12 protein-coding genes are annotated in these 14,581 nt (G+C 54.5%); 2 read left to right on the forward strand and 10 right to left on the reverse strand.

Annotated features, from left to right (window positions below; all coding sequences use genetic code 11):
- Window positions 1-207 precede the first annotated feature (207 nt).
- Genes mukB through cmoM form a run of 4 tightly spaced genes read right to left on the reverse strand, consistent with a single transcriptional unit; the run spans window position 208 to window position 7,466 of the window.
- Entirely contained in the window at window positions 208-4,656 is a 4,449-nt protein-coding gene (gene mukB / locus OC597_RS01500) for a chromosome partition protein MukB (protein WP_261424464.1), read from the reverse strand.
- Window positions 4,653-5,381, reverse strand: a complete 729-nt coding sequence (gene mukE / locus OC597_RS01505) for a chromosome partition protein MukE (RefSeq protein ID WP_085116083.1) — start codon at window positions 5,379-5,381, stop codon at window positions 4,653-4,655. Before mukE ends, mukB begins: the two co-directional genes overlap by 4 nt.
- Entirely contained in the window at window positions 5,362-6,684 is a 1,323-nt protein-coding gene (mukF, locus tag OC597_RS01510; protein ID WP_129935046.1) for a chromosome partition protein MukF, read from the reverse strand. Before mukF ends, mukE begins: the two co-directional genes overlap by 20 nt.
- Window positions 6,681-7,466, reverse strand: coding sequence for a tRNA uridine 5-oxyacetic acid(34) methyltransferase CmoM (gene cmoM / locus OC597_RS01515; protein ID WP_012006149.1), 786 nt, complete (start codon window positions 7,464-7,466; stop codon window positions 6,681-6,683). The genes mukF and cmoM overlap by 4 nt, the downstream gene beginning before the upstream one ends.
- A gap of 150 nt (window positions 7,467-7,616) precedes the next feature.
- On the opposite strand from cmoM, the gene elyC reads away from it, so the two are divergent.
- Window positions 7,617-8,390, forward strand: coding sequence for an envelope biogenesis factor ElyC (elyC, locus tag OC597_RS01520; protein ID WP_085116080.1), 774 nt, complete (start codon window positions 7,617-7,619; stop codon window positions 8,388-8,390).
- Between the two features lie 5 nt (window positions 8,391-8,395).
- Here elyC and OC597_RS01525 read toward each other — a convergent pair whose 3' ends face one another.
- The 6 genes from OC597_RS01525 to cspE form a co-directional block, all read right to left on the reverse strand.
- The gene (locus OC597_RS01525; protein WP_261253379.1) at window positions 8,396-9,292 is read right to left on the reverse strand and encodes a YcbJ family phosphotransferase; all 897 of its coding nucleotides are present in this window, start codon (window positions 9,290-9,292) and stop codon (window positions 8,396-8,398) included.
- A gap of 147 nt (window positions 9,293-9,439) precedes the next feature.
- Window positions 9,440-10,189 carry a 3-deoxy-manno-octulosonate cytidylyltransferase gene (kdsB, locus tag OC597_RS01530; protein WP_261253377.1) on the reverse strand — a complete coding sequence of 250 codons (750 nt, stop codon included), beginning with the start codon at window positions 10,187-10,189 and terminating at the stop codon, window positions 9,440-9,442.
- Window positions 10,186-10,368 carry a Trm112 family protein gene (locus OC597_RS01535; protein WP_006320791.1) on the reverse strand — a complete coding sequence of 61 codons (183 nt, stop codon included), beginning with the start codon at window positions 10,366-10,368 and terminating at the stop codon, window positions 10,186-10,188. The genes kdsB and OC597_RS01535 overlap by 4 nt, the downstream gene beginning before the upstream one ends.
- A gap of 289 nt (window positions 10,369-10,657) precedes the next feature.
- Entirely contained in the window at window positions 10,658-11,884 is a 1,227-nt protein-coding gene (locus OC597_RS01540) for a winged helix-turn-helix domain-containing protein (RefSeq protein WP_262207111.1), read from the reverse strand.
- A 109-nt stretch (window positions 11,885-11,993) separates the two neighbouring features.
- A complete protein-coding gene (locus tag OC597_RS01545; protein ID WP_006320799.1) occupies window positions 11,994-12,215 on the reverse strand; it encodes a cold-shock protein in 222 nt (73 codons plus the stop codon).
- 221 nt (window positions 12,216-12,436) lie between these two features.
- The gene (gene cspE, locus OC597_RS01550) at window positions 12,437-12,646 is read right to left on the reverse strand and encodes a transcription antiterminator/RNA stability regulator CspE (protein ID WP_085116076.1); all 210 of its coding nucleotides are present in this window, start codon (window positions 12,644-12,646) and stop codon (window positions 12,437-12,439) included.
- 527 nt (window positions 12,647-13,173) lie between these two features.
- Between cspE and hglS the strand changes: the two genes are divergently transcribed.
- Window positions 13,174-14,580, forward strand: a complete 1,407-nt coding sequence (gene hglS / locus OC597_RS01555; RefSeq protein ID WP_261253364.1) for a 2-oxoadipate dioxygenase/decarboxylase HglS — start codon at window positions 13,174-13,176, stop codon at window positions 14,578-14,580.
- Window position 14,581 lies beyond the last annotated feature (1 nt).

Raw genomic sequence — 14,581 nt, forward strand, 5'->3', positions numbered from 1 at the left:
TGCTCACAAAAAATATAACCAAGACAGCTTATTAGTTTCAGTATACGAACAGAAAAGCCATTTTGCCTTTTGGCACTTATGAATAACTGTATTTCCTCAGGCTACTCGGTTTCCCGCGCAGAAAAAAGCACGACCATCATCCACTCGCACAAAAAAATAGCCACCCCAGGGCGGCTATTTTCAGATTATTAGCGGGCTTTTTTCATTTTACGGCGTTTCCGCCGCAGTAACACCCAGTGCCGGGGGTTCGTTAGCGAAACCACGCAGCCCTACGACGTGTACGTGTTCATGGTTCTGGAACACTTTACGCACCAGCTTATAAGTCGTGCCTTTTTCCGGGCTGATATTCTCCGGTGCCGCGATGATCAGCTGCATTTCCAGACGATCGCACAGCTCAAACAGCGTGGCGATGGATTTAGCATCCAGACGCGCCGCTTCATCGAGGAACAACAGCCGGCATGGGGAGATATCTTTGCCACGCAGACGGCGCGACTCTTCTTCCCAGCTCTGTACCACCATCACCAGAATCGACATCCCGGTACCGATCGCTTCCCCGGTAGACAACGCACCACTCTCGGCACGCAACCAACCGTCAGAGCCGCGGAAGACTTCCACTTCCAGCTCCAGGTAGTTACGATAATCCAGCAACTCTTCACCAATGGTCTGTGGCGTGCGCTGCCCCATATCAATCTGCGGGTTCAGGCGCTGATACAGCTTGGCCAGCGCCTCTGAGAAGGTCAGTCGGTTGCTGTTGAACAGATCCTGATGTTGTTCCTGCTGCTCGGAGAGCACGTCCAACAGGGTCGCATGTGCTTCGCGCACGTTGACGTTCAAGCGCACGCTCTTCACCTGACCGAAGGAAACCGCCTGCAGGCCCTGATTGAGCATACGGATACGGTTCTGTTCGCGCTGGATGGTTTTGCGAATGATGTTCGCCACGCTCTTGGAACTGATCGCCAGCTTCTGCTCACGCGCGGTCAGCTCTTCGGTCAGACGGCCCAGTTCGATCTCCATCTGTTCGATGGCCTCAACCGGATCGTCGGTGCGAATGATATCCTGACGAATACGCTCACGCAGATGCTGATAAACCGCAATATAGAATTGGATCTTGCGTTCCGGACGCTTCGGATCTTCCGACAGGCGCAGTACGTCGCGCAGGTGTTCGTTGTCCGATACCGCCAGACGCAACGCACCGAGCGCCTTATCCGACATTGAGCGCAGCTCGTCTCCGTCCATATAAGCCAGCTCACGGCGATGCAGACGACGTTCAACCCCGTTGTCTTTCACCAGGCGCATCACTGCGCACCAGCCTGCTTTGGCGGTAACCACCTGCTCACGCAGCTGATAATAATCACGCTCCAGCTTGCGCAGTTTCTTCTGCAGACCGTCCATTTCCGCTTCGCAGAAGGTCAGCTGTTTTTCCAACTGGTTACGGCGTGCACGGTTGGTGCTCAGACCCGTATGCAATTCATCACGACGAGTGCGCGCGCGGGCTTCGGCATTGGCATCCGCCTGTACGCCGATGTCTACCAGTTCCTGGCTCAGTTCTTTCAGCATGTCGCGCTTGGCATCATACGAACTTTTCAGCGATGCCAACACCTGACTGTACTGGGTAAACTGGGTTTGATACTGGCGCAGTTGCTCACGGGCACGGGTACGTTCCGCTTCCGCATGCTCCAGACGCTGGCGCAGCTTGTCGTTCAGATCGTTGTTGGCATTTTGCATACCGGCGGAATCGGTATAGCTAAAGTGTGCACGACGCTGCACCACTTCAATCAGGGCAAACGCCTGCTGTTTGGCCTGACGCTGCACGCTCTGCGCCTGAGAGTAGTCCTGTTGCAGCTGTTCATGTTGCTGCGGATCGCTCTGCAGCACCGACAACAGCGGCTCAAGTTTGGTCAGGGAAACGCCGTGCTGCTGAATATGACGCGCGGCATCCTGCGCCTCCTCCAGCTCTTCACGGATTTCTTCCACGCGATCCTGCAGGGTTTCATCGTTTAACAATGAAACCAGCGGCATCAGACGGTTCAGCGCTGAAATACCCTCTTTCGCCTGATCGTACTGCTGGCGCTGCTGCTGGTTCTGCGCTTCATGGTTATTCAGAGCACGTTCGATTTCACCGCGGCGGGTGTTGAGGCCACGGATTTCGGCTTCCGGATCGGCGTCAAACGCCACCGCCAGATGGTTGCCGATAAAGCGGCTGAAGGCCTGATGTGAACGCTGGGTTTTCTGCACGTCGAACGACAGCGTGGCATAACGTTCTGCCAGTTTTTCCCGCTCGGCATGCAGTATTTCCAGGCGGTTTTCACGAGCGGCACGGCCAAACAACGGCACTGCCGGGTAACGGGAGTAACGCCACTGACGTTCGGCGGTTTTGACCAACACCGCCCGGTCTTGTTCTTCGACGGCGAACACGCTGTCATCGAACGACTGCGGATCCCCCTCGATCAGATACAGATCTTCCGGGCAGTCTTCCAGACCTTCCAGCATCTCGCGCACCAACGACAGATCCGGCACCACAATCGCATGGCGCGACGGGCCGTACAAGGCGGAGAAGTACGGGGCATCGTCGATGGTGACGTCGTCGTAGATTTCGGACAGCAGCACGCCACCAAAACGTTCGGCCAGCGTGACCAGGCGCTGATCTTCGGCGCCGCCAGGCTGGCTGAGACGTTCGATCTGCGCTTCCACGGCACGTTTACCGGCAGCCACTTCGTCACGCTCAACGGTAGTTTCACGTTCGCGCTCCAGCAGTTGCTGCATGTACTCAGTCACCTGCTGGCTGCTTTCAAGAGCTTCGCCGCTTTGCTCACTAAGCTGACTCAGCGAATCCTGCGCTGCCAACCAGACAGGTGCACGGGTGGTCAGTTCGCGGATGCGTTGCTGAATTTGCTCCAGTTCCTGGCGCATTTCCATCCGACGCTCGCCGGCATCGCTGACGCTTTGTGACAGCGATTCCAGACGCTCTTCCAGCTCTTGTTGCAGGGCATCGAGTTCGTCCGGCTGATACTGCTGACCGTGGCGTTTGCAGAACTCCTGCAGCAGACGCTCGGCGTCCTGCTGGGAGCGCAGACGCTGTTCCAGCTCGCTCAAACGCATACGCAAAGGCTGCACGCGCTCGGCAAGGTGTTGCTGTGATGGCCAGTCACGCAGCAATTCGCGCGCGCACTGCCAGGCTTCACTGCGGCTGACCTGACCGGCGATTTTACCCACCAGCTGATAAGCCTGTTCAAACTGGCCGTGCGCGGCGTCGGCCACGCTCAGTTTTTGTTCCAGCATCAGCAAGGCTTCGGTCGCTTCCTGCTCGCGCGCCTGGAATGTATCCAGCCAATGCTCGGCATTTTCGGCAGTCAGTTCCGGCAATTGGCACAGCGCGCGCGCGCGTTCCAATGCTTGCAATGCCTGCTGATATTGAATGGCACGGGTCTGCTGCACGTCGAGCGCTTGCTGGTAGTCGGCAAGCTGGCTTTTCAGCTCATCCACTTCCAGTTCGGCCGCTTCGGCGCGTGCTTCGTTTTCGGCCTGCTGTTCACTGGCCTCCGCAACCACTTCATTCTGTTCTTCCAGTCGGTAGGTCAGCTCTTCCAGATCGCCTTCATAGCGCTCGATCTTTTCCTGCTGACGCATTGCCGTCTGAACCAGATTCAGGTGATCGCTGGCAGCCTGATAGTCGGTTTCCAGATCGGATTCTGCACCGCTCTGTTCTGCCAGTTCACGCGCCATTTCAACATGGCGGTATTGCTCGGCGGCCAACTGTTTGCGGCTACCCAGCAGATCGTTGCGCAGCGCCAGTGCTCCGTCCAAATGAATGCGTCGCTCATTGGCATGGCGCATGTAGTCCGCCGCCACGTAAGACGTGGCCTCGGAAATCAGATGTTTGAACAGGTCACGGTCGGATTGGGTAACGCGGATCGCTTCCAGCGTCATGCGGTTTTCACGCAGCGCCGCTTCCATATCCTGGAATGCCTTGCGCACGCCGCTGTTTTCCGGCAACAGGTAGTCGCGCAGCGAGCGAGTGATGGCGCTGGAGATACCGCCGTACAGCGAAGCTTCGATCAGGCGGTAGAACTTGCTGCGATCGGACGATGAACGCAGGCGTTTTGGGATCACGCCCAGATCGAACATTAATGAGTGGTAATCGGTAATGGAGTTAAACTGCTTGAACTGCACCCCTTCCATCTCTTCAACACGATCTTTCAGTTCTTGCAGCGACAATACACGCGCCTGGCGCTCACCCACCGTTTGGGTCAAAAGCTCCGTCGGCTGCACTGCGGTCGGCAGGCCCTGAATAACGAACGGCTTGATGTCCACCTTGCGGTCACGGCCGGCCACCTGCTGCAGACGGACACCCACCACCACACGCTGGTGACGCGAGTTGAGCACGTCGAGAGTCGAATAACACACCCCGGCGCGCAGCTTACCGTGCAGGCCCTTGTCGCGCGAGCCACTGGTGGCGCCGGCTTCGGTGGTGTTACGAAAGTGCAGCAGCGTCAAGTCGGGGATCAACGCAGTGACGAAGGCCGCCATAGTGGTGGATTTCCCTGCCCCGTTACCGCCGGACAGCGTGGTCACCAGCTCATCCAGATCAAAGGTGCGGGCAAAGAAGCCGTTCCAGTTAACCAGTGTCAGCGAGCGAAATTTACCGCGTTCAATCATTCCTGTTCATCCTCTGCACTGTCTGGTGTGGTATCAAGCGGCGAATCCTCTGCATCGCTCTCATCATTCAGCAACAGGCTGTTTTCAACCGGCATTGCTTCGCCGTCGCGGATCATACGCAACTGCGCTTCACGCGGGTCGTCACCGCTGCGCACGTCGGCGCCAAAGCGGAACACCGCCTCGGTGATACGGAACTTGCTGCTGTCGTTGCCCATGAAATAGACCATGCCCAAACGACGCAGACGGTTCAGTGAAGTACGCACTTTCTCGTGTAGCTTCTGACGATCAAGATCCGAGCCGGTAGAACGCTGATTAACGAACTTCAGCAATTTGTTCTCGTCCGCCAGGCTCAGCAGCTCGTCGTACAGCTCCTGTTGGCTGAAAATACCCTCATGTGCCAGGCGTTCTGGACTGAGATACAGATAGCACAGGATTTTCCCCACCATCATGTCCAGTTCAGACAACACCGAACGCGGGATCAGCGTGGTAGAGCGTGGGCGCAGATAGAAAAAACCTTCTGGCGCACGGATCAGCTCTACGCTGTAGCGGGTGTAAAATTCTTCCAGTTCATCCTGGAAGTCCATTAAGAAAGCGTGGTTGTCCAGCTCATCGATACCGATGTGGCGACCCGCACGCAGTTGGCTGTCCAGCGCCGGGAACAGCGCGTTAGACAATGCCTTGGCCAGCTTGACTGGCATTACTTGTTCAATATTTGTCGATGACATGGGCCTGGACCTTGGCTCCGTAATCATTGATTGCCTGCCATTGTGCCGGCAACCCTGAAAAATCTGCTTCAGCCACACCAAGGCGCACTGCCTGGTCGACCACTAAACGTGCCACGTCGAAATGACGAGCACGCGGATATTGCGCCAGATAATCGCGCATTACCGCCCCTAAGTTGAGCGGCATCTGTTGTTCCTGATAAATCTTCAGTGCCTGTTCGATCATCGCCGCCAGCTGTTCACGGATTTCGCTGAACTCTTCGAACTCCAGATCCGGCGGCAGTTCCCCGGTCACTTCCTCACTGCGCAGCGCCAGTTCTTCGTCTCGCATATCCAGCAGACGGTCGGCGTTGGCATGGGTCAGTGTCCATGGATTGTCGAAATAGTTTTGCACCGACTGACGCAAACGCTGGGCAAACACCCGGTTTTTGTCCATGTCGATCGCGGTACGGATAAATTTATGCACGTGGCGGTCGTAGCCAATCCACAGGTCAATCGCCTGCTGGCCCCAACTGATAATGCGGTCGAGCTTGCTTTGCAGATCAAACACCAGCTTGTCGACGAAGCCCAGTTCTGCCCCGCCCAATGTGGCATCCTGAATACGCAGCAGGTTGGCCTGCAGTTTATCGCCCGCCGCCTCCAGCGTATCTTGCAGTTCACGCAGGGTGCCCGAAGTTTCGGACAACAGCATCTCACAGCTGGAGATCGCCGCACGCCAGTCTTTGTTCAGCAATGCTGCGATGTCGTCCTTCACGCCTTGCTGTTGTTCATCCATAATCCGCTGGGTCAAATCGATACTGTCGAAGATTTCCGCCACCGAATATTTCAGCGGTGCAAACACATTACGGTGCCAGTGGAAATCATCACCGCCCTCATCGGCGGCGTCGGCAGCGCGTTTGAGCTCCTGCGCCACGATCGACAACTGCATCGACAGACGCAGCGTGGAGAATTCGCGCTGACGGATATAGTAATCGGTGATACCGATGCCCAGCGGTGTCAGACGGTAGATCGCGTTACCGTCCGCCAGTTCGCTGATAAAGCGGTTTAACAGGCGCTGGCGCACCATGTCATTAATCGCATTGTTGGCGCGGACGGCCACCGTTTCATGCGTCTGTTCGAAACCCTTGCTGACATGGCGAAATGCATCAACCAGCTCACCTTCGCTCATCTCGCCGTCCAGCCGCTCGCCGTTTAACGTGGCGATAGCAAGCAAAAACGCGAGACGCTCCGTAGGGAGCGAAATAGAGAAATCATTTTTCCGTGCCCAGGCGACCAGTTCGGGTACTGTCTGGGAAAATTCACTCATAGTTCGTCCTTCAGGTTTGGTTTATGCGCCATGACGTGAATATAGCGCCCCAAACTCACGTACGGCTCCTGCCGGCAATAGTGCTGTTCAAGCGCCAGTAACTCTTCAAATTTTTGTGTCTGTAGCTGCCTGCTCTGCAGATAATCGTGGAACACCCGCACGCCGGTTTTTCCGCTGATGCGCATGCCCAGTTGCTCCAACCAGCCATACACCTGCGGCGGGCTGTGTGGATACTGCGGCGACAACGAACGCTTTCTGCGTCTTCTGACCTCTGGGTTCACCAGTTGGAAATTACCCAACACCACGTTACGCATCAAGAGGCCATTGGCGTTAAAGAACATCAATGACAGCGCACCGCCCGGCAGCAAACAGTTAAATAGCGCCTGCAGCGCGGCCTCAGGTTCGGCGATCCATTCAAGCACCGCATGGAACAATATCAGATCAACCGGCTGTTCCAAGTGTTGACCAATGTCCTGTGCTGAACTTTGTATGAATTGCATGTTCTGGCTCACACCTTTCTGCTCTGCCAGCAACGCGGCGCGTTGGATCATCTCACCAGAAAGATCGCACAACAACACCTGATGTCCTAATTCTGCCAATTGGCAGGCCATATGGCCTTCGCCGCCGCCGGCATCCAGAATGCGCAGCGGCCGCTGCGGCAACTGGGCCAACAGCGTGGTCAGATCCTGCCAAACCACAGCCTGGCGGATTTTCCCTTTGGTGGTGCCGTAAATATTACGCGCAAACTTTTCAGCAATATCGTCAAAATTGCGATCCTGCATGGACAACGGCTCCGCTGATCTTATCCGGCTGGGGCAAAGTGCCAGCCCATTCAAACCTGCTATTTTGGCACAGACTGGCTTAGAATGAATCTTCTTGCGGCCTGATTGTGCCCGGATGTCGTTTTTTCGCCCAAAAGGACCTGATTTTTGATGCTGTTTAACCTGAAAAAGTTCATTGGCGCTATTTTAATGCCGTTACCTGCGATGTTGCTGTTGATGGGACTGGCGCTGTTACTGCTGTGGTTCACCCGTTGGCAAAAAAGCGGCAAGGTCATTTTCACGCTGAGCTGGCTGTTTTTACTGCTTTTCAGCCTGCAACCAGTGGCCGACAGGTTGCTGCGTCCCATCGAATCTGAGTATGTCACCTATCGTGGCAATGACCCGGTGAATTATATCGTGGTGCTGGGTGGCGGCTACACCTTTAATCCGGATTGGGCGCCAAGTTCCAACTTGATCGGCAATAGTCTGCCACGAGTCACGGAAGGCGTGCGCTTATATCTCGCTCACCCCGGGGCGAAAATGGTGTTCACCGGTGCCGGAGGCCCGAAAACGCTAAGTAACGCGGCAACGGCGGCGCGGGTGGCGGAAAGTCTGGGAGTACCAGGTAGTGACATTGTCCTGTTGGATCGCCCGATGGATACCGAGCAGGAGGCATTGCAGGTGTCGAAGCTGGTCGGCCAGCAGCCGTTTATTCTGGTGACTTCAGCCAACCATTTGCCGCGGGCCATGCGCTTCTTTGAAGCCAAGGGGCTGCACCCGATCCCGGCACCGGCCAATCAGTTGGCCATCAGTTCGCGGTTGAATATCTGGGATCGCGTGGTGCCGTCTGCCATGTTCCTTGGCCACAGCGAACGCGCCTGGTATGAAACGCTGGGCAGCCTGTGGCAATGGCTGAAAGGGGCCGATGAGGTTTCTGTCGACTAACCGGGTTAACCGGCAAGCCAGGGCAGCAGTTGTTTGGACGCATAGTCAAACGGCTGCCGCTCCAGTTTGCCGGTATGAATCAACCGCCCTACCGCTTCCCACACCACATACAACCAACGGCGCATCAGGAAAGATTCCGCTACCGGTGCCCGTTGCAAATAATAGAACAGCAACTGGCTCGACATTCCCGCCTCACACAACCTGAACAACTCATATTCACGCGGCGCCCACAGCATCATTCCCGGGTTGAGCATCGCCAGCAGTTGATCGCTTTTCGGATCTTTCAGCATGCTACGCAATGACAAATTGCCGTGAACCAGCACGCAGGGATCGTCGAAACCGACAAAAAAATGGGTCAGGGCTTCGCGCGTGCGGTACAACAAACGGCGATCCGCCATCGTCAGTTGCGGCAAGTTGAGATTACTCAGCGTTGACCACAGCACTTCGACCCGCTGTTGATACCAACAGAACCAGTCGTTCTCTTGGGTGCTGTCTACCGTGCCAACACAGCCGTGACTGTCAATGCGGTGCCAGGCCAATACGCCATCGACAATCTGCTCCATCAGGGTATTCCAGCGGTTCGGCGTACGCGTCGGCGCTTCCACCGACACGCCCCGTAAACGCTCGATCAACAAGATTTCTTTATAAGGTGCCTGGTGGGTATAGACCACGCCATATACCGTCGGCAGGCGAATATCTCCTTCACGCGACAGCATCGACAGCTTGTAAGCCTCCTGCTGGGCAATGCCCTGGCAGACAAAGCTTTTTGCCATCAGCGGAATCGCATGGCCCTGTTGGTCATACAGTGAATACATGTGCGCATAAGGTTGTTCGCTGACGCGTTCCAGCCGGCTGATGGACTCACCCAGCACAATACTCAGTTCGGCGCGTAACTGCTCCATAAGAAAATGGCCTCAAGAGGAAAGGAAGAGACGATGACATCATCGAACGGGGAGCAGAAAAATTCTTCAACGCAGATCAACAAAACGGGGATATAAGAAGGGAAATCATATCGCCGGCGCGTTGCGTAACACGCCGGCGTTCAATGCTCAACCTTGGATACTGTCGCGCACGCGCTGCAAGTCTTCCGGCGTGTCAACACCCACCGTCGGCATCGCCTTGGCCACTGCCACGTGGATTTTTTCGCCGTACCACAGCACCCGCAATTGTTCCAGCAGCTCAATTTGCTCCAGTTGGCTTGGTGCCCAGGTAACGTAACGACGCACAAAACCGGCGCGATAGGCGTAAATGCCGATGTGGCGCAACAGGCTGTTGCCGATGTTTTCTTTGGATTGGGCAAAACGTTCGCGATCCCACGGAATGGTGGCGCGCGAGAAATAGAGCGCATAACCCTGCGCATCCATCACTACTTTGACCGCATTGGGGTTAAAGGCTTCTTCTGCGCTTTCGATCGGCACCGCCAGGGTGGCCATACCGGCCTGACTTCCCGCCAGATTTTCAGCCACCTGGCGCACAATTACCGGTGGGATCAATGGCTCGTCACCCTGGACATTCACGATGATTTCGTCATCAGCGAAACCATAGTGCTCGATCACCTCGGCCAAACGCTCGGTGCCGGAATTGTGATCGGCCCGGGTCATGCAGACTTCACCGCCTGCCGCTTTGACCGCTTCGGCCACCGCCGGATGATCGGTCGCGACGATAACGCGGCTGGCCCCCGACTCGCGCGCACGCTCCATTACGTGCACCACCATCGGCTTACCGTGGATATCGGCCAAGGGTTTACCCGGTAAACGGGTTGATGCGTAACGGGCTGGAATAATAGCGATAAAACTCATGCGTGTTTCTCATCCAATGACAGCGCTCGCGCTTCATTTTCCAACAGGACGGGAATGCCGTCACGCAGCGGATAGGCCAGGCCATCCACTTTGCAGACCAATTCCTGGTTTTCTTTATTGAAATAAAGCTTACCGTTGCAGACCGGGCAGGCAACGATTTCGAGTAAACGGTGATCCATGCTTCCTCCAGGGTGGAGATTTAACGTAAGGAAAGTGCGTGAGGATAGCATAACGCTATGCGCCAGGTTAATCACCGGCTGTTTTGTCGCTGCATTTTAATCTGCCGAGGGGATTGAATTGCCCCCGGCTCAGGCGTAGAATTTTGTGATGCAAGTCACAAAAAGACAGTTAATATGATCAAACGTCTTCACAAAATCATCGCCCTGTTTGCCAACTTCAGCAACTAAGGCCCCCATTGTAACGAGCGGCGCTGAACATTCGTTTTACCCAAGCCGACAACGCCGTTCGTTATTCCACTTCCCAGCCTGCCCCCCATTCGGTGGCCAACGCTGCCGGAATATCACCCAAAGTAACCTGTTTGGCACCATGCCATTTTGCACTGCGGGTTATTGCTTGCCGAATATCCTGCACGCGTTGTTTACCGAAGCGAACCTTCGCCTGTGGATGAAAGCTGATAATTTCGAAAATGCCCTGTCGGCGATGCATTTTTGCATCAATACGGCCAATCAGTTCGCCGCGCTGCAACACCGGCAATGTAAAGTAGCCATACTGCCGTTTCTCTTTCGGCGTGTAACACTCCAGCCGGTAATCAAAATTGAACAGTTCCAGCGCACGGCGGCGATCCCAAACCACCGGATCGAACGGAGAAAGCAACGTAGTCACGGTGGATTTTAACGCCCCTTGCTCTGCCAGCTTTAGCTCTGCCGACAGCGAATGGTGCACGTAAAACTCCCCGTCCAAACCCTCGATCAGCACGGGCAGCACTTCGCCCTGCTGTTGTAACGATGTCAGTAGCGCCTTCGGCGCAACCCGCTTCAGACGGTAGTAATCCGCCAACCATTCGGCTCTGAAGATCCCAAGGTAACGGCAGCTGCGGCGGAGCATTTCCTGTCGTGCATCTTCGACAGGTAACGCATGCCGGTTATCATCCCAGTGGGGTAATAATCTTTCCGTCAGGTCGTAAACTCGATGGAAATTGCGCCGTTCGGCTACCATCAGTTTGCCGGCGGTGAACAGGATTTCGAGATGGCGCTTTTCCGGTTTCCAATCCCACCAGCCGCTGTTGCCCTTCTTCTCGGCGCTGAAATCCGCCGAGCGTACCGGCCCACCGGTTTCAATGTGTTGCAACAGGGCGTCTATTGCCACCTGATGTTCCTGCATCCACGCTTCGGAGTACTTCCAGCCCATACCTTGTGGCTGCAGCATTCGGTAACGCAGCAGGCCAAAATCTTCGATGGGTAAAAAACAGGCCTCGTGCGCCCAGTATTCGAACAACCGACGCCCCGCCAATGCCTGTTCCAACCATTCCGGCTGGTAGTCACCCAAACGGCTGAACAGCACCAGATAGGGGCTGCGTGCGACCACACTGATAGTATCGATTTGCAGTAAACCCATACGCCCAATAACGGCAACTACATCATCGGGTTTGGCTTTGCGTTTCATCGGGGATAGTAGCCCCTGTGCGGCGAGGTGAAGCGCACGGGCGGCAGTAAGAGAAATAACTGGGGTGTTCATCCTGACATCCGAAGTGATTGAGCAATCGCTTGATAATAGTGGATATCGGGGGATTTATCTTCGCCAGTGCTTGGGGTGGCGGCACCGGCACTGGCGAGGAAGGGGTGGGTCAGAACGCGATAACGTCTGCCGCTGACAGCCCGTGGGAGCTGCGATAGATCGAGAACTCAACGTTCTGACCTTCGTTTAACGATTTATTTTTAGTATTGGCGATAGAACGACGGCTTACATAGATTTCGTCGCTACCATCTACCGGTGAAATAAAACCATAGCCTGCAGCCTGATCAAACCATTTCACACGGCCCATTTGTAACACAGTATTTTTAAACATAACTTATATCCTTTTACTTGAGCATCCTTAACAACGTCATTTTTATTATTGTTGGACGCTACCAGCCCATCCTAAAGTTTTTCGTAAGAAACCTCTCGTGAGCAAAAAATAAAAAGCCCGCACTCTGGCGGGCTTGTTGAAATTAATATCTTCCGCAATGAATCAGCGTAAATGCGTCATCATGGTTGTATTAATATCTCTTTACGTTATTCCCTGTTTATTTACAGAGCAACAACGTTAGCTGCAGCCGGCCCGCGCTGGCTGTCTTCTACGGTGTACTCAACACGCTGGCCTTCAGCCAAAGTTTTGAAACCGTCGGTCGCGATTGCGGAGAAGTGTACGAATACATCTTTACCACCGTCGTTCTGTTCAATAAAACCAAAACCTTTGCTTTCATTGAACCACTTCACTTGACCCGTCTTCTTAGACATTACTCATTTACCTTTTAAATATATATACAAAACCTGCCATAAGGCAATTTTGGCCGTTCTTAGAAACATTACTTATGGGAGATACTTAGAAGGTTCGTCTTTGAAGCGGAATCAGATGATAACGTTTTTGGAGGAACTGCTTAACTCTAAACTCGAACATAAATAGGTCTGTATCACAGGCCGACTTGCATTTACTCATAAATCTATCTTTTGCACAAGAGGTTTATTGCCTTATTTTTATCATAAGGCCACATTTGTTTTTATACCTATGATTGTTAATGGATTTATTTATCTTTTTTTACGAGAATCGCTTGGCGTCATTGCCTTCCGGACGGCCGTATTTTCCGTTATTTCCTGTTCAAATGAGAGCTAACGCATAAAAATCTAATATGCTTGCCCGAGCTATAACAAAACCTAATCGACATAGCTAAACTTGAGGTGAAAACAAGGCTAATGGTCTCTCAGCCAGCACTTTTGCCGCCAAGAACGATATTTTTCAGATTATACTGAATAAAGGAGCTATGCGCATGACCGCCCAGCAGTTCGTCTCACCGAATGAAATCCGCGCCAGATTCTCCCACGCCATGTCAGAAATGTACCAAAAAGAGGTGCCTCTGTATGGCGATTTACTGGAGTTGGTGGCGGAAACCAACCGACAGGTTCTGCGCGAAGATGCCGCACTGGCTCATCAATTACAAATTACCGGCGAAATCGAACGTCTGGCCATGGAACGTCATGGGGCGATTCGGGTGGGCACCTCAGAGGAATTGGCCACCCTGCGGCGGCTGTTTAATGTGATGGGCATGTCTCCGGTCGGCTACTACGATCTGGCCGTAGCAGGTGTTCCGGTACACTCCACTGCGTTTCGGGCTGTGCATGAAGATGCGCTGCAGATCAGTCCATTTCGGGTATTCACCTCATTATTACGGCTTGAGCTGATTGAAAACCCAGAGTTACGCGAACTGGCACAACGCCTGTTGGCTCGTCGCCGTATCTTTACCGAACGAGCACTGGAACTGATCGTATTGCAGGAAGCTCAGGGTGGGCTGGATGACAGCCAGGCAAATGAATTTGTCGAACAGGCGCTGGAAACCTTCCGTTGGCACAGTCGGGCAACGGTCAGCGCCGCCGAATATCAACAGTTGCACGACCAGCACCGCTTGATCGCCGATGTCGTCGCCTTTAAAGGCCCGCACATTAACCATTTGACACCCCGCACTCTTGATATCGATCGGGTCCAGCAAGCCATGCCCGGCCGGGGTATCACCCCCAAAGCCGTGATTGAAGGCCCGCCGCCACGTCGCCGCCCGATCCTGCTGCGCCAAACCAGTTTTAAAGCGCTGGAAGAGAACGTTGATTTTGTTGAACATGATGGTAGCGCCGTAGCCGGGCATCACACTGCACGCTTCGGCGAAATTGAACAGCGCGGAGTGGCACTGACAACCAAAGGCCGTACACTGTACGATCGCTTGCTGCAGGCGACCAATGATGCTTTGCAGGCCCCGCCGAGCGAAAAAAATGCTGAGCGCTACAACCAGTTGCTGGTAGAAAATTTTCAGGCGTTTCCAGATGACTATGCCACCCTGCGCGAACAACAGTTAGCCTGGTTCCGCTACTTCCCGACCGAATGTGGGCTGGCGGCCAAGGAAACGCTGGATCACCACAGCACGTTGGAACAGCTGATCGCTCAGGAATATATCCGTTTCCAGCCGCTGGTCTATGAGGATTTTCTGCCGGTCAGTGCCGCGGGCATTTTCCAATCGAATTTGGGCGACAGTGGCCACACGCAGTACAACGCAACCTCAAGCCGGGCGGCATTTGAACAAGCTTTGGGAGCGGAGGTGGTAGATGAATTGGCGTTATATCAGCAGACGCAACAGCGTTCGATAGATGCCTGCGCGCAAGCACTGGGGCTGCACGCGCTGGCAGTCTGAA

Source organism: Serratia proteamaculans (assembly GCF_946227095.1).
GTDB classification, from domain to species: Bacteria; Pseudomonadota; Gammaproteobacteria; order Enterobacterales; family Enterobacteriaceae; genus Serratia; species Serratia proteamaculans_E.